The organism is Xanthomonas arboricola (genome assembly GCF_003353015.1).
GTDB lineage: Bacteria > Pseudomonadota > Gammaproteobacteria > Xanthomonadales > Xanthomonadaceae > Xanthomonas > Xanthomonas arboricola_E.
This window is the reverse complement of sequence record NZ_QREM01000009.1, coordinates 1,130,576-1,152,741: the sequence shown is the minus strand read 5'-3', so window position 1 is coordinate 1,152,741 and position 22,166 is coordinate 1,130,576. Positions and strand designations below refer to the sequence as shown.

Genomic DNA, 22,166 nt, shown 5'->3' with positions numbered 1-22,166 from the left:
GCCGTGCCCGGGTCAACGCAGCCCTGCGAAGTGCAGGTAACCGTCGACTATATCGTTGCCCCAGAAGAACACCACCCAGCCGGCGATGGCCAGGTAGGGGCCGAACGGGATCGGGGTGGCACGGTCGCGTCCCTTGGCCACCAGCCAGATCGAGCCCAGGATGGCGCCGACCAGCGAGGAGATCAGGATGATCGGCAGGATGCCCTTCAGCCCGCACCAGGCGCCGAGCGCGGCCAGCAGCTTGAAGTCGCCGTGACCCATGCCTTCCTTGCCGGTGAGCTGTTTGAACAGCCACCACACCGTCCATAGCGAGACATAGCCCACCGCCGCGCCCAGCAGGGCGGGCTTGGCCGGCATGTAGAGGTTGTCCATCGAGCCGACCAGGCCCAGCCACATCAGTGGCAGGGTCAACTGGTCCGGCAGCAGCTTGTGGCGCAGGTCGATGCCGGACATCGCCACCAGGAAGCAGCTCAGCACGATCGCGCCGAAGCCCTGCCAGCCGAAGCCGAAGCGCCAGACGCTGGCCACGCACAGGATCGAGGTCAGCAACTCCACCAGCGGATACTGGAGCGAGATCGGCTTGCCGCTGTAGCGCGACTTGCCTCGCAGCATCAGCCAGCTGAACAGCGGGATGTTCTCCCACCACTTGAGCTTGTCGCCGGTGACCGGGTCGTGCGACGGCTCCACCACGATCCCCGGCGGCGGCGGCTCGTAGATGTCCGGCAGCTCCAGGATCTCGCGCGCATCGCGCCGCCACTGCCACTCCATACGCTTGGGCAAGCGCAGGATCACCACGTTCAGGAAGCTGCCGATCAGCAGTCCCAGTCCGGCCGCGGCGGGAAAGCCGAGACCGGGATGCTGGTCGAGAAATGCCATTACGTCTTATCCCACCACTGCGCCAAGTTTGAAGATCGGAAGATACATGCCGATGACCATGCCGCCAACGATCGTACCGATGAACACCATGATCATTGGTTCAAGCAGGCTGCTCAACGCATCCACGGCATTGTTGACCTCCTGCTCGAAATACTCAGCAACCTTGAACAGCATGGCATCCAGTGCGCCGGCCTCTTCGCCGATTGCGGTCATCTGGATGACCATGTGCGGGAACAGGTTGACCTGCTTCATGGCCATGTTGACTGGATAGCCCACCGATACGTCGTCACGCATGCGCAGCACTGCTTCTTCATAAACTTTGTTGCCAGTGGCCCCCGCAACAATGCCAAGTGCTTCCACAAGCGGCACGCCAGCCTTGAAGGTCACCGCGGTCGTACGCGCAAACCTTGCGATGGAACTGTTATGCATAATTTGACCGATGACGGGCACCTTCAAGATCAGGCGATCCATCCCATGTTGCATGCGAGGTGAGCGCTTGTAAGAGAAGATGAAGCCGGTAATCGCGCCACCAATGACTAGCAGCATTAGCCACCAGTAGCTGATCATGAAGCGAGATGCCGCAACGATCATCTGCGTAAATGCGGGAAGTTCGGCTCCAAACCCTTTAAAGACTTCTTCGAACTGTGGGACAACAAAAATGAGCAAAATTGCGCTGACAATGAGGGCGACTGCAACGACCATGGCGGGGGAGAACAGCGCCTTCTTGATCTTGCCTTTCAGGGCCTCAATGTTTTCCTTGTAACTGGCGACTGTGTCTAGCACTGTCTCCAGCACGCCTGCGCCCTCGCCCGCGCGGACGAGGTTGCGGTAGAGCTCGTCAAACTGCACCGGATGCTTGCTGATCGCTTCATGTAATGAAGAGCCGCCTTCAATATCGGTTCTTATCTGGCCGACCATCTTCCTCATTCGCGGGTTTTTGTGTCCCTCGCCAATGATCTCCAGCGAACTGACGATGGGCACGCCCGACTTCATCATCGTCGCCATCTGGCGACTAAAGAACGCAATGTCTTTGGGGGTGATTTTCTTCCCCGCCGCTCCAAACAGGGGCTTCGGCTTTTGCTTCACCATGCTGGGCACGATGCCCTGACGGCGCAGCTCTGCTCGCAACATATTGGCATTGCGGGCTGTCTGCTCTCCCTTCATCTTCACGCCACGCTTGTCAGCCCCTTCCCAAATGAAGGTCTGCAGCATGCTTGTGTTCCGGTCGACCGGTTGCTTCTTGATGGCGCTACGCGCGACTGACATGTTGGGCTCCCCAATTCCAGCCATCCCCAGGCCGGAGTACGCAGTGATGGTAGCGTTTTTGCTAGGCAAGGGCATCATATCGATCGATGGACCTGCGGCGTCTTGAGAAGTGACCACTCGTAGTCGGAATCTGACCTTGCGCGTCACATGGTCATCCCGGTCGCACTTGAAGGCAGAGGAGCTTTCATTTGCCGAAATGCCTGGCATCATTGCCCCTGGGGAGAAGAAGCGAACGGGGACTGCTGATTGGCACGTAATCTGCATGTACCGATTCGCACAACACGCCCTGCTCAGGTGCGCCAAGTGCCCGGGCCGGAGATTTCGGTAAACTCACAACCTCTAGGGGATGCATCCATGAAGAAGCAGCAAGGCTTTACACTTATCGAACTGATGATCGTGATCGCGATCATCGCCATCCTGGCCGCCATTGCGCTGCCGGCTTACCAGGATTACACCATCCGCTCGCGTGTCTCTGAAATGGCTGTGCTCGCCGCCGGTGCCAAGGCGACGATTAGTGAGAATATTGCCAATGAGAATGCGGTTAATGCTAATGCGTGTCGTGGAGTTAATACGTTTACGACCGCCACGGTAAACACTGCTTCCCTGGCGTGTAGCAATGGCACTCTCACTGTCACTGGTACGGCTAAGGCCGGGAGCGTCGTTCTGACTTTCGCTCCGGCCCTTGTGCCTGCCGGCATCCAGTGGGCCTGTACGTCTGCCAGTGCGGCCAAGTACCTGCCGGCCGAATGCCGCGGTTCGGGCGCCTAATAGTCGTTCTGTCGAAGTGTTCAAAGAAGCCCCGCAATGCGGGGCTTCTTTTTATGGTGGGGGGGCAGTGCATCGTGTCTTGGGGGAAATATACGCCGGTTGGAGTGGTGCTTCTGGTGGTGGGGAATCTCTCGCCACTCGCTGTGCTGCTGGCTGTGTGCAGGGAGGGCATCCTGATCTCTGTGCTGTATGCAGTTGCTGGGTTGAGTATTTCTGTTTCGCTGCTAAGAAGGCTGCCGCGCCTAACCTGCACTTGGCTGGCACTCATCAGCGCCGGCGCGATTCTGCAGGTAGAGATGCTGCTGCGCTTCGGGGGAATGGTGGACGTCAACGCGCTCGCGCTGGTCTCCGAGACCACCAGTGGCGAAGCTTTGCCATTATTGCACTCAGTGCCTGCACGCCTTCTGTTTGGCTGGGGCTTGATTGTTGTGATCTGGGGAGGGCTGATGCTACGGCCGCCGCGACTTCTGCGATGGCCGGGCAGACGGCTTGCAGTGTTCGGCGGTGGCGTATGTGCGGCGCTGCTGGCAATCGTCGTTGCATTCGAAGGCTGGCACGAGAAGCCGGTGGGTGCTGCTTTCGATCAGCCGTCCTTGGAACGCATGGAGGCCTTGCGGCGGGGGTACCCGACGGGGATGCCGTTGGTCATCTGGGAGTATTTCCGGCAGCGTCGAGAACTGGTCGCTGCTGATGCGGGCCTTGAAAGCTTTCGGTTCGGAGCCAGCCGCTCGGTGGTGGGGGGCTGGCCACGGCGTGTGCATGTGCTGGTGATCGGCGAGACAGGTCGAGCCGATCATTGGGCGCTGAACGGCTACAGCCGTGACAGTACGCCTCGGCTTTCGCGTCGCAATGACCTGATCAGCTTTACGAGGTTCTACTCGCGAGCCACCTTCACCCGGCTGTCGGTGCCCGTGATTCTGAGCCGCAAGCCGCCGGGTTCGTTCGAAGCTACCTTCGGTGAGCGCTCGCTGTTGCAGGCGGCCCGCGAAGCCGGCTATCACACGGTGTGGCTCTCCAATCAGGCGCCGATGGGGTTCCATGATTCGCCTATTACGGTTCTGGCTAAGGATGCCGATGAGGTGCGTTTTGTCAGCCCGGTCGACTATCGCCACGCAGGCGTCCGCGACGAGGATCTGCTGCCGCACGTCAGGCGTCTCCTTGCCGCCGACCAGCGCGATCTGTTCCTGGTGATCCATACAATGGGTAGTCATTTCCGCTATCGGGACCGGTACCGCCCCGAGGATGCGGTCTTCCTGCCGGACAAGCTGGAATATGGCGATGTCAGCTTGTATGACCCGGATCACAAGGAGTACTTGGTCAATGGATACGACAACTCGATCCGCGCCACCGATCGCTTCCTTGATGGCCTGATCGGTCAGCTCGGGAAACTTGATGCTGCATCCTGGATGTTCTATGTCGCCGATCACGGCGAGGCGCTGTTCGATGATTGTCGCGCCGAAAGCGGGCACGGCCAGTCATCACCAGCGACCCATCACGTCGCGGCGTTATGGTGGGGATCTGAGGCCTACCTCAAGCACGCGCCGGAGGCCGTTCGGAATCTCCGCGCGAATGCCGACGCAATGTTGTCCACCTCCATGGTCTTCGATACCACGACCCGATTGGCGGGTATCGACGTGCCTGGCTACCGCCAATCGCACGATTTTTCCTCGGCAGAGCCTGGTATTTCGCGCGATATCGCGTCGCTGCCGCTCGATGTTCCTCGCTGTCACTGAATAGGAGTCCGTGTTGAACGGTTCATCAACGAGTGTGTCCGGGAAAACGGGGTGGATTTCATCCTTGGGCGTGTTGTTTTTCCTCTCCGGTGCTGCGGCATTGATCTACCAGGTGAGCTGGCAGCGTGTCCTTTTTTCGGGTCTGGGAGCGGACACGCTGTCTGTCGCGGTCATCGTCTCGGTATTCATGCTTGGGCTTGGGCTCGGGGCGCTGATCGGGGGCTGGGCCGCGGACCGTGCCAGGAGCCCACTGCGATGGTTTCTCGCAGTGGAGCTTGGTATTGCCTGTTATGGCATCTGCAGTGTCGCTCTGATCGATCTGGTCATGATGCATGCTGGTGGGCTCGGGCATGGGGTCGTCGTGTTCGGTGCACTGCTTGCGTTGATCGTGCCGACAACCTTGATGGGGATGACCTTGCCGATTCTGGTGATCCTGCTGGACCGTGTTGTCCGCAACGTAGGTGAGGCGACAGGTTCGCTTTATCTCGCCAATACGATGGGCGCGGCATCGGGGGCCATCGGGACCGGTCTTTATCTGTTTCATATCATGGATTTGCGGCAGGTCACCTGGCTGGCGGCAGCCATCAATGCAACGGTCGCCCTCGGCGGATGGTTTCTGGTGCGGAGGGCGGCGGCATGAGCTTGAAATGGATGCCGCGGGGTGTTGCTTTCCTTGTGGGCGCGGCGAGTCTGGTGCAGGAAGTGCTGTGGGTGCGGCTTGCGGGATTCGCGACCGGTGGTCTGCCAGAGACTTTCGCGATGATCCTCGCGTTGTATCTTCTGGGTATCGCGGTAGGAGCGCAGCTGGGGCGCCGCCTGTGCGTTGGCCGGGTCCTGGACATCAGGCGTCGCGCGTCGCTCGTGCTGTTGCTGTCCGCGCTGGTCGATATCGCCGCCCCTTTCCTGTTTTCTTGGGGGATCGGTTTTCTTCCCGTGACTGTGGCAATGCTGCCTCTGGTGATCGCAACCGCTGCGCTGAAGAGTGCATTGTTCCCGGTGGTGCACCATCTGGGCAGCAATGATGCAGTGGCGTGGAAAGGGGGGTCGTTCTCCAAGGTCTACTTCGCCAATGTGGCGGGATGTACCCTCGGTCCACTGATCGTCACGCTCTGGCTGATGGATGTGATGGCGATGGAGCAGCTTTTCGTCGGTGTCGCCACTGTCACTGCGGTGGCAGGGATGTGGCTGGCTGGCCCCCGCCCACTGGCGGTGCCTGCAGTGGTGGTCGCGATTGCGGCACTTGTACTCCAGCCTGCATTGCCGGCGCTTGCCAGCCGCATCGTGATGGCGACGGGGGGGGCTCAGGCCGACTGGCTGCTGGAGCGCAAGGAAGGAATCATCCATACGATCACCGACCCACAAGGAGACATCGTATTTGGCGGCAACGTGTACGACGGGCGCATCAACGTCGATCTGCGATTGAACAGTAACAAGATCGATCGTGTCTATGCAGCCATGGCGGCTGTGCCGAATCCCAAGCGTGTGCTCGTGATCGGTCTTAGCGGCGGCAGCTGGACGCGTGTGATTGCATCATTCCCGACTGTGGAGCGCGTGGACGTTGTTGAGATCCATCCGGGCTATCTCGAGTTGATCGCCGATCACCCACAGGTCGCACCGATCCTGCAGGATCCGCGTGTCCACATCCATATCGACGACGGTCGTCGCTGGTTGAGGGCACAAGGGGGCGCGCGCTACGATGCGATCGTGGTAAACAGCACCTTCCATTGGCGTTCTGGTGCGACGATGCTTCTCTCGCAGGAGTTCTTTCGCCTGGTTGGCGCGCATCTGTCCGATTCAGGCGTAGCGTTGGTGAATGCCACCGGGTCTCCAGAGGTACTCAAGACGGCAACTTCGGAGTTTCCGCAGGCCTATCTGTTTGGCAACAGTGTCATCATGTCACGGCGCGACTTCCGCGATACGCTTCACGCTGGTGGCGAAGCCATTTACGCGACCCGAATGCATGGCCGGCCGGTCTTTGATCCGGCCAATGCGTCTGATGTGGCCGCTGTGCGGAAGGTCACCTCGGCCAATCTCGTAGGCGTTGATGTGGTGGAAGAGCGGGCCGGGCGACCAGTCGAGGTCAATACTGATCTAAGAATGTTGACTGAGTATAAATATGGAGCATCGTCCCGATGATCGGGGAGATGGGGACATCAGCGGGAATCAAACGATGAATTCAGTAGCTACCACTAACCTCGTTGGCATCACCGGCATCGCTCGTCGCCTTGTGCAGGATGGCGCCCTGGAGGAAGCCGCTGCGCGGACGGCGATGGAACAGGCGGCCGCTGCCAAGGTGCCGCTTCCTCAGTGGTTTGCCGAAAGAAAACTGGTGTCGGCGGCACAACTGGCGGCAGCCAATGCCGTGGAATTCGGTATGCCGCTGATGGATGTGTCGGTCTTCGACGCCAATCAGAACGCGGTCAAGCTGGTCAGCGAAGAGTTGCTCCAGAAGTACCAGGTGCTGCCGCTGTTCAAGCGCGGCAACCGGTTGTTCGTGGGGGTGAGCAACCCGACCCAGACCCGGGCGCTGGACGACATCAAGTTCCATACCAACCTGGTGGTCGAGCCGATCCTGGTCGACGAGGACCAGATCCGTCGTACCTTGGAGCAGTGGCAAGCCAGCAACGCGTCGTTGGGCTCGTCGCTCGGGGACGATGATGAGGGGATGGGCGACCTGGACGTGTCGGCCGGCGACGAGGACATGGGCGCCGGCGGGGATTCCGGGGTCGATGCCAAGGGTGACGACACGCCGGTGGTGAAGTTCGTCAACAAGGTGCTGGTGGATGCGATCCGGCGGGGAGCCTCCGACATCCATTTCGAGCCCTATGAGGACGACTACCGGGTGCGGCTGCGCATCGACGGTTTGCTGAAGAACGTGGCCAAGGCGCCGGTGAAGCTGAACCAGCGCATCGCGGCACGCCTGAAGGTGATGTCGCAGCTGGATATCGCCGAGAAGCGGGTGCCGCAGGACGGGCGCATCAAGCTCAACCTGTCCAAGACCAAGCAGATCGACTTCCGCGTGAGCACCTTGCCGACCTTGTTCGGGGAGAAGGTGGTGCTGCGTATTCTGGACGCCAGTGCAGCCAAGCTGGGGATCGAGAAGCTGGGCTACGAGGCGGATCAGCAGAAGCTGTTCCTGGATGCGATTCACAAGCCCTACGGGATGGTGCTGGTGACCGGGCCGACTGGTTCGGGCAAGACGGTGTCGCTGTATACGGCGCTGGGCATTCTCAACGACGAGACGCGCAACATCTCTACGGCCGAGGACCCGGTCGAAATCCGCTTGCCTGGTGTCAATCAGGTGCAGCAGAACGTCAAACGCGGCATGACGTTTGCGGCGGCGCTACGCTCGTTCCTGCGCCAGGATCCGGACATCATCATGGTCGGCGAAATCCGCGACCTGGAGACGGCCGAGATTGCGATCAAGGCGGCGCAGACCGGTCACATGGTGCTGTCGACGCTGCACACCAACGATGCGCCGCAGACCATCGCGCGTTTGATGAACATGGGCATCGCGCCGTACAACATTACCTCGTCGGTGACGTTGGTGATTGCGCAGCGCCTGGCGCGGCGGTTGTGCAACAACTGCAAGCGTAAGTCGACCTTGCCCGAGCATGCGTTGCTGGCCGAAGGATTCACGCCGGCGCAGATTGCTGCCGGTATCGAGCTGTATGAGGCAGTCGGTTGCGACGAGTGCACCGAAGGCTGTCTCTTATACACATCTAGATGTGCGTAAGAGACAGGCGCCTGGATCGCCGCCAGCGACTCGGGCAAGCCGGCAGACACCTGCGTGCCGAAGGTCGCNGACTGAGCGCCCTCATCCGCCCTTCGGGCACCTTCTCCCGCAGGCGGGAGAAGGGCATGTAGCGTGCTTTGCATTGCGGGTTGGTGGTGCTTTGAGCTGCCTCGTGCAGTTTCTTGCGCCGACGTGAAAGGGCTGAGCGGCGGGCGTCGGAGTGGGATTGGGGAATCGAAGGCGAGCCATGCGTGTGCTGATAGCGACTTCGCTTCGGCCCCGCAAGAGCTATCGAACGGTAACGTTTTCCCGATTCCCGATTCCCGATTCCCGATTCCCGATTCCCCCAATCCCCAATCCCCAATTCCTAATTACTAATTCCACTCCCTAAACCCTAATTCCACTCCCTGATTCCTAATTCCACTCCCTAATTCCACTCCCCAATCCCAATCCCAATCCCAATCCCAATCCCACCTTTTCTACTCCATCCCCAACTTCTTCAGCTTGTACCGCAACGCCCGAAACGTGATGCCCAGCTGCGCGGCGGTCTTGGTCTTGTTCCAGCGATTCTCCTCCAGCGCCTTCTGGATCGCGGCGCGTTCCAGTTGCTCGATGTAGGAGGGTAGGGCAGCCGAGGCGGGGTCGATGTCGACCACGGCTTCGCGCGGCTCGACCGCGGCGCTGCCGGGGGTGGCGGCCAGGCGGTGGCCGCCGTGGGCGGGCAGGCGCAGGTCGGTGGCGCTGATCTGGTCGTCTTCGGCCAGCGCCAGGGCGCGTTCGAGGATGTTTTCCAGCTCGCGCACGTTGCCCGGGAAGCCGTACTGGTCCAGCGCGTCGAGCGCGGACTGGGTCAGCAGCGGAATCGGGCGGCCATGGCTGTGCGCCAGGCGGGCGATGATCGCCGCGGCCAGCTGTGGCAGGTCGCCGCCGCGTTCGCGCAGCGGCGGCACGCGCAGTTCGATCACGTTGATGCGGTAGTACAGGTCGTGGCGGAAGCGGCCGTCGGAGACCAGGTCGCCGAGGTTCTTGTGCGTGGCCGAGAGGATGCGCACGTCCACCAGCGACTCGCTGGAGGCGCCGACCGGGCGCACCGATTTTTCCTGGATCGCGCGCAGCAGCTTGACCTGCATCTGCAGCGGCAGCTCGGCCACCTCGTCCAGGAACAACGTGCCGCCATGCGCGGCCTGGAACAGGCCGGGCTTGTCGGCATGCGCGCCGGTGAAGCTGCCTTTCTTGTGGCCGAAGAACTCGCTTTCCATCAGTTCGGCCGGAATGGCGCCGCAGTTGACCGGCACGAACGGGCCGGCCGCGCGGGCGCCCTGTTCGTGGATGGTGCGCGCGACCAGCTCCTTGCCCACGCCCGATTCGCCGACGATGTAGACCGGCGCCTGGCTGCGCGCCACCTTGCCGATCGTGGTCCGCAGGCTTTCCATCGCGCTGGAATCGCCGAGCAGGCGGCTGGCCTGTTCCGGCGGCGGCGCCGGCGGGGCCGGGCGGTCGCGGTTGTTCAATTCCAGTGCGTGCTTGACCAGGCCGCGCAGCACGCTGATGTCCACCGGCTTGCTGACGAAGTCGAAGGCGCCGGCCTTCAGGGCTTCCACCGCCAGGTCCATGCTGCCGAACGCGGTGATCATCGCCACCGGGGTCTGCGGATAGTGTTTGGCGATTTCGGTGACCAGTTCGATGCCGTTGCCGTCGGGCAAGCGCATGTCGGTCAGGCACAGGTCGTAGGGGTTGTTGGCCAGCAGCTCGCGCGCTTCGGCCAGGTTGGCGGCGGTGCTGATGCGCAGGCCCATCCGGCCCAGGGTGAGGACAAGCAGCTCACGGATATCGCGCTCGTCATCGACAACCAGGGCACTTTTCGGTTCGTTCATGTGGCGCACGATAGCCCACGGCGACGACCGTCGACAATTGCCGGTCGAGTCCGGGCCTAACGATTCACCTGATCAAACATCGGCGCCCGGCAGGGCGCACGATGCGCAGCGGCTGGCCGCAGGCACGCGTTCGCAGCAGATGCGCACCCTGCCTGCCCCCGGCACTCCACGGTCCCGCTTATTTCCCCAGCAGGCTGTTGGGCCCCTGCAACAGGATCCGGAAACAGGCGCCGCCGCCCGGCACCGACACATAGTCCAGTTGCGCCTGGTTGGCGCGGCACAGCTCCTGGGCGATGTACAGGCCCAGCCCGGTGCCGTGCTCGGAGGTGGTGTAGAACGGGCGGAACAGTTGGGCGGCCACCGTCTCCGGGATGCCGGGGCCGCGGTCGATGACGTCGATCACCGCCATGCGTTCCAGGCGTTCGACGCGCAGTTTCACCCGCGCCGGCTCGTCCAGGACCCGGCCGTACTTGAGCGCGTTGTGCACCAGCGCGGTCAGGATCTGGTGCAGGTGCTTGGGGTCGATCAACGCATGCACGGCACTGCCCTGGATGCTGGCCTCCAGGATGTCGGTCTCCATCGACAGGGTCTGCCGGTACTCGACCACGAAGCGGCGCACGAACGCGGCCAGGTCCAGGTTGTCCGGGTTGGCGCGTTCGCGCCGGGCCAGCGCGAGCACGCTTTCGACGATGCCGTTGGTGCGCTGGCATTGCTGGTGGATGATCTGCAGCAGGCGGCGGTCGGCGTCGCCGATGTCCGGGGATTCTTCCAGCAACTGCGAGGCGTAGCTGATCGCCGCCAGCGGGTTGCGGATCTCATGCGCCAGGCTGGCGGAAAAGCGCCCCATTGCCGACAGGGTGAGCGATTCGGCACGCCGCGACACCACGCTGGCATCGTCCAGGAACACCAGCACCAGGTCGCTGTCGGCGAGCAGGCGCACGAAGCGCGGCTGCACTTCCGGGCGGTCGGCGCCCAGTTGCAGCGGAGCCTCCTCCTCCCGCCAGCCGCTGCGCCAGCGCTGCAGGCGGCGCGACAGTTCGGGAATCAACGCGGCCAGCGACAGGTCCGCCGGGGCGTTGCGCTGGTCGCCATCGCCGAGCAGCGCCAGCGCCGCCTCGTTGGCCAGGGTGATGCGGTTGTGCGTATCGACCACCAGCACGCCGGTGCGCATGCGGCGGATGATCAGTTCGTTGATCTCGTACAGGTTGGCGACCTGCGCGCCGCGCTCCTCGGCCAGTACCTGATTGCGGCGCGCCCGCGAGGCGATCTGTTCGCAGATGAAGGCCACCGCCACATAGCTGGTGGCGAACATCGCCAGTTCGGCGATCGGGCGGGTGGCGCCGCCGCCTTCCAGCACGGTCCACAGGTATTCGAGCACGGTGGCGGAGCTGGCGAGCACGGCAATGCTCATGCCGTAGCGCAGGCGCAGCAGGATCGAGGCGGCGGCGACATTGAACAGCAGCATCATCGCGATGCCGGCGCTGGCGCCGGGCAGCGCATGCGTGGCCAGCGTCGCGGCGAGGATGTCGGCGATCACCGCGCACAGCACGGTGGCGGTTAGGCGACGTTCGTTGCGGCCCCGGAACAGCAGCGGGATGGCCATCGCCAGGTAGCCGATCGCCACGCCGGCCGCCAGGCGCGGGTAGCGCGGCTCCGGGATGGCGTCGGACAAGGGGCTGAATACCAGTGCGGCGATCAGCCCGGCCACCAGCACCCGGTACAGCGAAAAGAAGTACAGCTCGCGCTGCGGCGCGGACTGGATCCGGTCGATAAGCGATGGGCTGGATGGCAAGCCGATTCCCCGCTGGAGCAAGCCGCGAGTATAGGCAGGTGCGCGGCCCGCGCAGCGCTTGCGCACAGTGCCGGGCTGCGCGCAAGCGCCGCCCGCGGCGGGCACTTCGGCCGACTTTTGCGCCGCACGGCGTGGTCGGCCACAATAGGCGGCCCGTTCGCGTCTCTTGACGTGCCGCCCCGGCGGTCTGCGTTGCACGCAGCGGTCGTTTCCTTTTCCCACGGTGACGCATGAATTTCCACGAATACCAGTCAAAACAGCTGCTTGCCGAGTACGGCATCCCCGTTCCGGCCGGCAAGGTCGCGGCGACCCCGGACGAAGCGGTTGAAGTCGCCAATTCCCTGGGCAAGGGCCCCTGGATGGTGAAGGCGCAGATCCACGCGGGCGGTCGCGGTAAGGCTGGCGGCGTCAAGTTCTGCAAGACCACCGACGACGTGAAGGCCGCAGCGGCGAAGATGCTCGGCACCAAGATGTCCACCTACCAGACCGCCGGCGTCGAGCTGCCGATCAACCTGGTGCTGGTGACCACCGCCGGCGAGATCGTCAAGGAGCTGTACCTGTCGATCCTGGTCGACCGCGGCACCAAGACCATCACCTACATCGCCTCCAGCGAGGGTGGCGTGGAGATCGAGCAGGTCGCCGCCGAGACGCCGGAGCTGATCCATTCGCTCAACGTCGATTTCGTCGAAGGCGTGCAGGGCTACCACGGCCGCGATTTCGGCTTCAAGCTGGGTCTGAATGCCAAGCAGGCCGGCCAGTTCGCCAGCATCATGGTGAACCTGTACCGCCTGTTCAACGAAAAGGACCTGGCGCTGGTTGAAATCAACCCGCTGGCGATCCTGGACGACGGCAACCTGTACGCGCTGGACGGCAAGTTCGACAGCGACGACAACGCCGCGTTCCGTCAGAAGCAGCTGGTCGCCATGCGCGACAAGACGCAGGAAGACGAAACCGAAGTGACCGCGTCGGAGCTGGACATCAACTACGTCACCATGGACGGCAACATCGGTTGCATGGTCAACGGCGCCGGCCTGGCGATGGCCACCATGGACGTGATCAAGCTCAACGGCGGCGAGCCGGCGAACTTCCTGGACGTGGGCGGCGGCGCCAACAAGCAGCGCGTCATCGAGGCGTTCAAGCTGATCCTGTCCTCGGATAAGGTCGAAGGCATCTTCGTCAACATCTTCGGCGGCATCGTCCGCTGCGACATGATTGCCGAGGGCATCATCGCGGCAGTCAAGGAAGTGGGCGTCAAGGTTCCGGTCGTGGTGCGCCTGGAAGGTACCAACGTGGAAGAAGGCAAGCAGCTGCTGCGCGACAGCGGCATGGCCATCATCCCGGCCGACAACATCAACGACGGTGCCAAGAAGGTCGTCGAAGCTGTCAAGAACGCCGCCTGATTCACGACACCGAAGGAACTATCCATGTCCGTTTTGATTAACAAGAACACCAAGGTGATCGTGCAGGGCTTCACCGGCCAGCAGGGCACCTTCCACGCCACCCAGATGGTCGAGTACGGCACCCAGGTCGTCGGCGGCGTGACCCCCGGCAAGGGCGGTACCACGCATATCGACCTGCCGGTGTTCAACACCGTGGCCGACGCCGTCAAGGCCACCGGCGCAGACGCGTCGGTGATCTACGTGCCGCCGCCGTATGCGGCCGATGCGATCCTGGAAGCGGCTGCGGCCGGCATCAAGGTCATCGTCTGCATCACCGAAGGCATTCCGGTGCTGGACATGCTGCGCGTCAAGAACGTGCTGACCCGCTCGCATCCGGACACCGTGCTGATCGGGCCGAACTGCCCCGGCGTGATCACCCCGGGCGAGTGCAAGATCGGCATCATGCCGGGCCACATCCACAAGCCGGGCAAGATCGGCATCGTGTCGCGTTCGGGCACCCTGACCTATGAAGCTGTCTCTCCTACACATCTANCTAGATGTGTATAAGAGACAGGGGCCAGAGCACCTGCATCGGTATCGGCGGCGACCCGATCAACGGCCTGAACTTCGTCGACTGCCTCAAGCTGTTCAACGAAGACCCGCAGACCGAAGGCATCATCATGGTTGGCGAAATCGGTGGCGACGCCGAGGAAGCCGGTGCCGAGTACATCAAGAACCACGTCAAGAAGCCGGTGGTCGGCTTCATCGCCGGCGCCTCGGCCCCGGCCGGCAAGCGCATGGGCCACGCCGGTGCGATCGCATCGGGCGGCAAGGGTACTGCCGAAGGCAAGTTCGCGGCGATGGAAGCTGCTGGCGTCAAGACCGTCCGTTCGCCGGGCGATCTGGGTGCGGCGATTGCTGCGCTGGTGAAGTAAGCACGCCGCGCGCGCAAGCGTGTGAGCGTCAGAGAGGCCGCCTTCGGGCGGCCTTTTTTTGTGGGTGTTTGAGAGCATGCCCTCATCCGCCCTTCGGGCACCTTCTCCCGCAGGCGGGAGAAGGGAGCACCAGCAACAGCACCAGCAACAGCAACAGCAACAGCAACAGCAGGAGCAACAGCAGGAGCAACAGCAGGAGCAACAGCAGGAGCAACAGCAGGAGCAACAGCAGGAGCAACAGCAGGAGATGCTGCTGCGATCCTGCTTTTAAGGCCTGTCAGGTTGGTCGTTCCCTGCTGGATCGAGGGAGCACGCCACAGTCGTGCAACTCCCGCTGCCCACGCCTCCGCCGGCAAGGCCCCACCGGCCGCACCCCGCCGGACGCGACATCCCCCCTCCCGCCTGCGGGAGAGGGGGAGGGGTGAGGGTGCTTCCCACGCGGCGATCTCCGACGCCAAGGCGCCATCAACACCGATAGCGCCACCCGGGCGGCACCAGCCATCGTGGCCATCCTCCTGCCGGGAATATCCATGCGCCACGCCGCCAAGACCGGATTCGCCAAGCACCTGCGACGTGAGATGACCGCCGCCGAGCGCGCACTCTGGTATCGGTTGCGAGATCGACGCCTGCTCGGCTTCAAGTTCCGGCGTCAGGTCCCCATCGGGCCCTACATCGTCGATTTCGTCTGCCTCGCACGGGCGTTGATCGTCGAAATCGACGGTAGCCAGCACCTGCTGCCGGACGCGGACGCCGCGCGCGATGCGTTCCTGCGCTGCGAGGGCTTCCAGGTGCTGCGCTTCTGGAATAATGCAGTGCTGGCCAGCGGCGACGACGTCTGCGAGATGATCGTGCGAGGTCTGCTTGCGGCTCATTCCTCCCTTTCCGCTTCCGTGCTTCGGAAAACACACGCACAAGGCCGTTGACATGTCCCAGACGCTCCGCATCGCCATGGCGCAGTTCGACTTCCCGGTCGGCGCCGTGGCGCGCAATACCGATCGCATCATCGACTTCATCGCGGCAGCGCGCGACGAGTTCGATGCGGACATCGTGCTGTTTCCCGAGCTGGCGATCAGCGGCTACCCGCCGGAGGATCTGCTGCTGCGGCCCGGTTTTCTGGCCCATTGTGAGGAAGCGCTGGCGCGCATCGCCGCCAGCACGCGCGGGGTCGTGGCGGTGGTCGGCTGGCCGCAGAGTGCCGGCAGCGTGGTCTACAACGCCGCCAGCGTGTTGCGCGACGGGCGCATCGAGGCGACGTACCGCAAGCGCGAGCTGCCCAATTACGCGGTATTCGACGAGCGCCGCTATTTCGACGTGGACCCGGATGGCGACAACTGCGTGATCACGGTCAAGGGCGTGCAGGTGGGCGTGGTGATCTGCGAGGACCTGTGGTTTGTCGAGCCGTTGGCCAGGACCGTGCAGGCCGGCGCCGAGCTGGTGCTGGTGCCCAACGCCTCGCCCTACGAGCGCGGCAAGCATGCGCAGCGCGATGCCTTGCTGGCCGAACGCACCCGCGAGAGCGGGGCGGCGATTGCCTACCTCAACGTGGTCGGTGGGCAGGATGCGCTGGTGTTCGACGGCGCCTCGGTGGTGGCCGATGGCGACGGCACCGTGCATCCGGCCGCCGCCGCGTTCGTCGATCAGTGGCTGGTGGTGGACTACGCCGCCGGCGAGCGCAGCTTCACCCCGGTGGTGTGGGTGGACGACGGCGACGAAAGCATGGATGCGCTGGCCTGGCGCGCCGTGGTGCGCGGGCTGCAGGACTATTGCCGAAAGAACGGTTTCAGCAAGGTGTGGCTGGGCCTGTCCGGCGGCATCGATTCGGCGCTGGTGCTGGCGATGGCGGTCGACGCGCTGGGCGGCGACAACGTCACCGCGGTGCGGCTGCCGTCGCGCTACACGGCCAATCTGTCCAACGACCTGGCCGACGAGCAATGCCGCGCGCTGGGCGTCAAGCTGGAAACCATCGCGATCGAGCCGGCGTTCGAAGGGTTGCTCGCCGCACTGGGGCCGATGTTCGAAGGCACCCAGCCGGACATCACCGAGGAGAACCTGCAGTCGCGCAGCCGCGGGGTGATCCTGATGGCGCTGTCCAACAAGTTCGGCGGGCTGCTGCTGACCACCGGCAACAAGAGCGAGTACGCGGTGGGGTACGCCACCATCTACGGCGACATGTGCGGCGGCTACGCCCCGCTCAAGGACCTTTACAAGACCGAAGTATTCGGCCTGGCCAAGTGGCGCAATACCGTGGGCGGGGCGCCGGTGATTCCGCCGGCAGTGATTTCGCGCCCACCCTCGGCCGAGTTGCGCGACAACCAGACCGACCAGGATTCGTTGCCGCCCTACGATGTGCTGGACGGGATCCTGTATCGCTACGTCGACCAAGAGCAGTCGCGCGACGACATCGTCGCGGCCGGCTACGCCGCCGATACGGTGGAACACGTGCTGCGGCTGGTGCGGCTCAACGAATGGAAGCGCCACCAGGCCGCGCCCGGGCCGAAGGTGTCGCGACGCGCGTTCGGTCGCGAGCGGCGTTACCCGATCACCAATGGGTATTCCGGGCAGTAGCTCGAACGGCTATTCCGGCCGGTAGCCCGGTGCACCCGCCACCGCTGCGGCGGCCGGCGCCTTGGCAAAGCGGGTGAGCAGGTCCAGGGTCGGCTTGGGCCGCGTCAGGTCATACATCAGGCCGAAATGGCCTTCGGCGCCCTGGATGCTGGTCTGGTCCAGCAATTCGTAGACATTCACCTCGGACACCACGTCGGCGTAGTTGTCGCGCACGTTGCGCAGCAGCTGCGCCAGGCTGTCGTAGCAGCCGCGGTCGCCTTCCGCACCGCCGGTGGTATTGCCGGTGTAGATCTCCGCACAGTTCAGCTCGTTGAAGAACACCGGTGTCTTGTAGGTCTGCGCGGCAGTGCGCAGCTGGCCCAGATACAACGTGCTCCAGTAGCCGGCGTCCTGGTGGAAGGCGTAGTAATGGAAGCTGATGTGGTCGAAGTTGAAGCCGGCCGCCTTGGCCTTGGCCAGGAACCACAGCGAGCCATTGCGGTCATCCGGGCAGCGTGCATTGGCGCTGCGGTCGTCGCTGTTGCAGGCGGTGATGTTGATGGTGAAGCGCAAGCCGGCACCCAGTTCGTTGGAGGCCTGGCGCATGCCCTGGTACATCGTGGTCATCGCCGCGATGCGCGCATCGGCCTCGGCGCGCACCAGATCCTGTTCGTTGCCGATCTCCCAGACCTTGATGTCGGCCGCATAGCGACGCGCCAGCTGGTACCCGATCTCGCGCGACATCGGGTACACCATCGGGCGCAGCGTGATGCCGTACTTGCGCGCCAGCGGGACCAGCGCATCCAGCGTGGCGTAATCGCGCGGGTCCACGTCGAAGCGGTAGCTGCGCAGATTGCGCGCGGCCAGCAGCTGGAAGCGGGCCTCGGCCTGGGCGATCGGGTAGGCGGAGCGGCTGTCGTGGGCGTTGACGCCGTAGACGATGGGCGCCGCGCTGGCGGTCGAGCTCATTGCTGCCAGTAGGGCGAGCACGAGCGGGACGATGCAGCGGGACAGACGGCCTCCTGGACGGGCGCCAGCGGGGAGTCGGATCTTCATCGAGACCGAGTATAGGCAGCGCGCGGGGGTGGTTTGGTGACCTGGTGCCGGGTCTGGCGAGGCGCGCAGGTGTCGCAGACACGCGCGCTCGGCGGTGCGAGGACGCGTGGCGTGCAAGCGTGCACGTCCGTCGTGCGGGACGATCGACCTGGCGCTCGGTCGGGCCTGGCCGTCGTCAGGCACGGCAGGCGCCTGCGGCACTCAGCCGCGACGCTGCTACCGGCGTTGTGGCAGCGGCACTGCCGCAACAAGAAAAGGGGCCTTGCGGCCCCTTTTCTTCACGCCGGCGGCTGATGTCTCAGTCGCGGCTCATCTGTGCATTGCGCTGACCGGTGGCGGCGGACTTCTCGCCGGCGAACGGGTTGAGCTTGCGGATGGCCCAGGGATACTTCGGCCAATTGCCGCTCAGCCACGGATGCTGCGGGCTGTTGAGCTCCAGCACGCGGCGTGCGTCGGCGGCCAGGGTCTTGTTGCCCAGGTGGGTGTAGGCCTCGGCCAGCACCGCCACTGCGTCGTACTGGTAGGCGCTTTGCGGATAGGTTTCCAGCAGGTAGTTGGCGCGACCGGCGGCCGACACCCAGGCATTGCGCCGCAGGTAGTACAGCGCGTTGTCCAGTTCGTGCTGGGCGAACACGTCGCGCAGCTCGATCATGCGCTTGCGCGCATCCGGCGCGTAGCGGCTGTTCGGGTAGCGGTCGGTGACGGTGTTGAAGTCGTTGTAGGCCTGCTGCGGCGAGGACAGGTCGCGCCGGCTCGGGTCCAGCGACCACACGCGGCGCAGGAACACCGTGTCGCGGTTGCTGTTGGCCAGCCCGCGCAGGTAATACAGGTACGCGATGTTGCGATGGGTCGGGTAGGTGCGGATGAAGCGGTCGACGCTGGAGACGGTGTCGTCGTGCTTGCCGGCCTTGTACTGGGCGTAGGCGGTTTCGATCATCGCCTGCTCGGTGTACGGGCCATACGGGTACTGGGCGATCAGGCGCTTGTAGCTGGCTTCGGCGCCGGCCCAGTTGCCCTTCTCCATCAGGTCGTGGCCCTTGCCATAGAGCTGCTCGACCGGCATGCCCTCGTCGGGATTCTTGTCCTTGGCGCCGCGGTGGCAGCCGGTGACGACGAACGCCATGACCAGCATGAGGGCAATCAGGCGCGCAGGCGCGGAAAACGTGGACCGTCGGATCATGGGTCTGGGCAGGACGCATCAGGAAAACGAGAGCGCGATGATAGCCTAGTGGCCTGTCCGGCGACTGACTCCCGCCGCCCGGACCCCCAAATTCCCGCTTTTGCCTGAGTGCCTGTGTCCATGTCCGACCCATCTGCCGACCCCCTCGACCCGTCCATCCGCCAGGCCATCGTGCCCGACAATGCCGCAGGACGCCGTTTCGACGCGGTGCTGGCCGAGCTGTTCCCCGAATTCTCGCGTTCGCGCCTGTCGGAGTGGATCAAGTCCGGCGATGCGCTGCTGAACGGGGAGATGGCGCGCCCGCGCGACACCTTGCGCGGCGGCGAGAGCGTGCAGGTGCAGGTGGTGCTGGAAACCCAGACCCATGCCGCGCCGCAGGACATCCCGCTGAGCGTGCTGTACGAAGACGACCAGGTGCTGGTGATCGACAAGCCGGCCGGGCTGGTGGTCCACCCGGGTGCCGGCAACCCGGACGGCACCCTGGTCAACGCCTTGCTGTTCCGCGATCCGGCGCTGGCGGCGGTGCCGCGCGCCGGCGTGGTGCACCGGCTGGACAAGGACACCAGCGGGGTGATGGTGGTGGCGCGCACCGTGCAGGCGCAGACCGCGCTGGTGGAACAGCTGTCCGCACGCGATGTGCACCGCCAGTACCTGGCGGTGGTGGTGGGCGCGCTGGTCTCCGGCGGCACCGCCAATGCGCCGATCGACCGCCATCCGCGCGATCGGCTGAAGATGGCGGTACGCGACGATGGCCGCGATGCGGTCACCCATTACCGCCTGCGCGAGCGCTTCCGCGCGCATACCGCGCTGGAATGCCGGCTGGAAACCGGCCGCACCCACCAGATCCGCGTGCACATGGCGCACCTGAAGTCGCCGATCGTCGGCGACCCGCTGTACGGCGGTGCGCTCAAGCTGCCCAAGGGCGCGACCGACGAACTGGTGCACGAGCTGCGTACCTTCAAGCGCCAGGCATTGCATGCCGAAACCCTGGAGTTCCTGCACCCGGTCAGCGGCGAGCCGGTGCGCGCCAGCGCGCCGGTGCCGGCCGACCTGCAGCGGCTGATGGCGGCGCTGCGTGAGGACAGTGCGCGCGCCGCCGAGCTGGCCCGTCGCTGACATGGCCGGCCGCTGACATGGCAGTCGTCGCACCGTTCGTGCTGCCGGCCGACTGGCCGGCGCCGCCGCGCATCCATGCGCTGACCACGCTGCGCTACGGCCTGGGCGGCTCGCTGGCGCCGTTCGACACGCTCAACCTCGGCAACCGCAGCAGTGCCGAGGGCGACGTGCCGGCGCAGGTGGAACGCAACCGGGCGCAGCTGGTCGAGGCGTTGGCATTGCCCGGTACCCCGCAATGGCTGCGTCAGGTGCATGGCGTGGAGGTGCTGCGCATCGATGCGCCCGCGCCTGCGCACGGCAGGCAGGTGGGCGCGGCCGGCACTGCCGCCCCAGCTGCGCAGGAACCGGTTGCCGACGCAGCGGTGACCGCGGTGCCCGGCGTGGTGCTGGCGATCCTCACCGCCGACTGCCTGCCGGTCGTGCTCGCAGCCCGCGATGGCAGCGACGTGGCCGCCGCGCATGCCGGGTGGCGCGGCCTGGCCGACGGCATGCTGGAGCGCAGCGTGGCGGCGATGCGTACGCCGCCACAGCAGGTGGTGGCGTGGCTGGGGCCGGCAGCGGGACCGCAGGTGTATGAAATCGGCGAAGACGTGTTCCACGCCTTCGTTGCGCACGATGCGCAGGCACGCGCGGCGTTCGTCGCGACCCGCCCGGGGCATTGGCGGGTGGATCTGTATGCATTGGCGCGTCAGCGCCTGCAGCGCGCCGGTGTGCCGGCCAGCGCCATCCACGGCGGCGGGTTGTGCACCATCTCCGAACCGCAACGCTTCTTCTCGCATCGTCGCGACCGGCGTAGCGGACGCATGGCCACGCTGGCCTGGATCGCGCCCTGAGCATGCCGTTGTTCGCGCAGGTGCTGGGGCCGGACGCGTTCGCGCAGCTGCCTGCGCCGGTGCGCGCGCTGCATTCGGTGCAGCAGCGGCAGACCTTCGCCGGTCGGGCGCGGATCCAGCGCGGCACGCATGCGCTGGTCCCGTTGCTGGCATTGCTGAGCCGGTTGCCGCGCAGTGGCGAGGTGGAGGTGGCAGTGGAGTTTCTTGCCGACGCGACGGGCGAACGCTGGCATCGGCGGTTTGGCGGCGTGCCGATGCATTCGCGCCTGTGGCGCGAGGGCAACCGCTTGCGCGAACATCTGGGCGCAGTGCGCTTTGAATTTGCGCTGCGCGCCGATGCGCGATCGCTGTACTGGCAGGCCACCCGGGTGTGGGCATTGGGCTGGATCCGGTTGCCGGCGCGCTGGTTCGAGCAGGTGCGTTGCCGCGAGCATGCCGATGCCGGGCGTTATGGATTTCTGGTCGATGTGCACTTGCCGCTGGTCGGCCCGTTCATTCGCTACGAGGGCTGGCTTGAACCGCGTTGATCCACCGCTTGTTGCATCGTCTGGTCTGGAGCCGTCGCACCTGGAGCCTGCTCACTCGAAGCCGTCTCATGTGGAGCCGCCCGAGAGTGGGCCAGGTGCCGTGCCCGCGACCATCGTGTTCGATGGCGTGTGCCTGCTGTGCAATGGCTGGGTCAGCTTCCTGCTGCGTCACGATCGACGCGGGCGGTATCGCTTCGCCGCAATGCAGGGCCAGGCCGGGCGCGCGCTGTTGCGGCAACACGGCCTGGATCCGGACGACCCGTTGTCGTTTCTGCTGGTGGATGACCGCGGTGCGTGGATCGACAGCGACGCGATCGTGCGGGTGTTGGCCGGGTTGGGCGGCGTCTGGCGGCTGACCACGCTGTTGCGCGTGGTGCCGCGCAGTGTGCGAGACATCGGCTATCGCCTGATCGCCCGCAATCGCTACCGCTGGTTCGGTCGTACCGACCAGTGCATGCTGCCGACGCCGGCGCAGCACACGCGGTTCCTGGACTAGCGCCGCAGGCCGACGTGGGTGCGCCCCCGGGCGCGATGGGGCGTTATCGGGAATG

18 protein-coding genes and 2 pseudogenes are annotated in these 22,166 nt (G+C 64.6%); 14 read left to right on the top strand and 6 right to left on the bottom strand.

The window, feature by feature from the left end; genetic code table 11:
- Positions 1-12: 12 nt before the first annotated feature.
- On the bottom strand, positions 13-876 hold the full coding sequence (locus tag C0541_RS15545) for a prepilin peptidase (protein WP_104533847.1): 864 nt from the start codon (positions 874-876) through the stop codon (positions 13-15).
- A gap of 6 nt (positions 877-882) precedes the next feature.
- Positions 883-2,142, bottom strand: coding sequence for a type II secretion system F family protein (locus C0541_RS15540; RefSeq protein WP_115050406.1), 1,260 nt, complete (start codon positions 2,140-2,142; stop codon positions 883-885).
- A gap of 354 nt (positions 2,143-2,496) precedes the next feature.
- Between C0541_RS15540 and C0541_RS15535 the strand changes: the two genes are divergently transcribed.
- The 5 genes and pseudogenes from C0541_RS15535 to pilB form a co-directional block, all read left to right on the top strand.
- Positions 2,497-2,910: a pilin gene (locus C0541_RS15535; RefSeq protein ID WP_115049693.1), complete on the top strand. Its 414-nt coding sequence runs from the start codon at positions 2,497-2,499 to the stop codon at positions 2,908-2,910.
- Positions 2,911-3,080: 170 nt separating this feature from the next.
- Positions 3,081-4,643 (top strand): sulfatase-like hydrolase/transferase, encoded by a 1,563-nt coding sequence (locus C0541_RS15530; RefSeq protein ID WP_115050404.1) that lies wholly within the window; start codon positions 3,081-3,083, stop codon positions 4,641-4,643.
- Positions 4,644-4,713: 70 nt separating this feature from the next.
- Positions 4,714-5,283 carry a hypothetical protein gene (locus C0541_RS15525; protein ID WP_238601356.1) on the top strand — a complete coding sequence of 190 codons (570 nt, stop codon included), beginning with the start codon at positions 4,714-4,716 and terminating at the stop codon, positions 5,281-5,283.
- Positions 5,253-6,779 carry a hypothetical protein gene (locus C0541_RS15520; RefSeq protein ID WP_115049689.1) on the top strand — a complete coding sequence of 509 codons (1,527 nt, stop codon included), beginning with the start codon at positions 5,253-5,255 and terminating at the stop codon, positions 6,777-6,779. Before C0541_RS15525 ends, C0541_RS15520 begins: the two co-directional genes overlap by 31 nt.
- Before the next feature lie 34 nt (positions 6,780-6,813).
- Positions 6,814-8,349, top strand: a pseudogene (gene pilB, locus C0541_RS15515) (type IV-A pilus assembly ATPase PilB); the annotation flags it as partial.
- 509 nt (positions 8,350-8,858) lie between these two features.
- Here pilB and C0541_RS15510 read toward each other — a convergent pair.
- Both C0541_RS15510 and C0541_RS15505 read right to left on the bottom strand, forming a co-directional pair.
- Positions 8,859-10,253 carry a sigma-54-dependent transcriptional regulator gene (locus tag C0541_RS15510; protein ID WP_161960095.1) on the bottom strand — a complete coding sequence of 465 codons (1,395 nt, stop codon included), beginning with the start codon at positions 10,251-10,253 and terminating at the stop codon, positions 8,859-8,861.
- 178 nt (positions 10,254-10,431) lie between these two features.
- On the bottom strand, positions 10,432-12,045 hold the full coding sequence (locus C0541_RS15505; RefSeq protein ID WP_115049685.1) for a sensor histidine kinase: 1,614 nt from the start codon (positions 12,043-12,045) through the stop codon (positions 10,432-10,434).
- Between the two features lie 230 nt (positions 12,046-12,275).
- On the opposite strand from C0541_RS15505, the gene sucC reads away from it, so the two are divergent.
- The 5 genes and pseudogenes from sucC (at position 12,276) to C0541_RS15480 (ending at position 16,924) form a co-directional block, all read left to right on the top strand.
- Positions 12,276-13,445, top strand: coding sequence for an ADP-forming succinate--CoA ligase subunit beta (sucC, locus tag C0541_RS15500; protein WP_064511059.1), 1,170 nt, complete (start codon positions 12,276-12,278; stop codon positions 13,443-13,445).
- Between the two features lie 24 nt (positions 13,446-13,469).
- Positions 13,470-14,359, top strand: a pseudogene (sucD, locus tag C0541_RS15495) (succinate--CoA ligase subunit alpha).
- A gap of 76 nt (positions 14,360-14,435) precedes the next feature.
- On the top strand, positions 14,436-14,630 hold the full coding sequence (locus tag C0541_RS15490; protein WP_153064995.1) for a hypothetical protein: 195 nt from the start codon (positions 14,436-14,438) through the stop codon (positions 14,628-14,630).
- 259 nt (positions 14,631-14,889) lie between these two features.
- Entirely contained in the window at positions 14,890-15,282 is a 393-nt protein-coding gene (locus C0541_RS15485) for an endonuclease domain-containing protein (RefSeq protein ID WP_115049679.1), read from the top strand.
- A 1-nt stretch (position 15,283) separates the two neighbouring features.
- Positions 15,284-16,924 (top strand): NAD+ synthase, encoded by a 1,641-nt coding sequence (locus tag C0541_RS15480; RefSeq protein WP_115049677.1) that lies wholly within the window; start codon positions 15,284-15,286, stop codon positions 16,922-16,924.
- A 9-nt stretch (positions 16,925-16,933) separates the two neighbouring features.
- On the opposite strand, the gene C0541_RS15475 is transcribed toward C0541_RS15480, so the two are convergent.
- Positions 16,934-17,917, bottom strand: coding sequence for a hypothetical protein (locus C0541_RS15475; RefSeq protein ID WP_161960130.1), 984 nt, complete (start codon positions 17,915-17,917; stop codon positions 16,934-16,936).
- Positions 17,918-18,257: 340 nt separating this feature from the next.
- Positions 18,258-19,139: an outer membrane protein assembly factor BamD gene (locus C0541_RS15470; RefSeq protein ID WP_115049673.1), complete on the bottom strand. Its 882-nt coding sequence runs from the start codon at positions 19,137-19,139 to the stop codon at positions 18,258-18,260.
- A gap of 120 nt (positions 19,140-19,259) precedes the next feature.
- Between C0541_RS15470 and rluD the strand changes: the two genes are divergently transcribed.
- The 4 genes from rluD to C0541_RS15450 all read left to right on the top strand — a co-directional run bounded on the left by rluD (position 19,260) and on the right by C0541_RS15450 (position 22,111).
- The gene (gene rluD / locus C0541_RS15465; protein WP_039519395.1) at positions 19,260-20,255 is read left to right on the top strand and encodes a 23S rRNA pseudouridine(1911/1915/1917) synthase RluD; all 996 of its coding nucleotides are present in this window, start codon (positions 19,260-19,262) and stop codon (positions 20,253-20,255) included.
- Positions 20,256-20,272: 17 nt separating this feature from the next.
- Positions 20,273-21,088 (top strand): peptidoglycan editing factor PgeF, encoded by an 816-nt coding sequence (gene pgeF, locus C0541_RS15460; protein WP_115049671.1) that lies wholly within the window; start codon positions 20,273-20,275, stop codon positions 21,086-21,088.
- A 2-nt stretch (positions 21,089-21,090) separates the two neighbouring features.
- Positions 21,091-21,615 carry a DUF4166 domain-containing protein gene (locus C0541_RS15455; RefSeq protein WP_161960094.1) on the top strand — a complete coding sequence of 175 codons (525 nt, stop codon included), beginning with the start codon at positions 21,091-21,093 and terminating at the stop codon, positions 21,613-21,615.
- Between the two features lie 70 nt (positions 21,616-21,685).
- On the top strand, positions 21,686-22,111 hold the full coding sequence (locus tag C0541_RS15450; protein WP_238601337.1) for a thiol-disulfide oxidoreductase DCC family protein: 426 nt from the start codon (positions 21,686-21,688) through the stop codon (positions 22,109-22,111).
- The last annotated feature ends 55 nt before the right edge of the window (positions 22,112-22,166 follow it).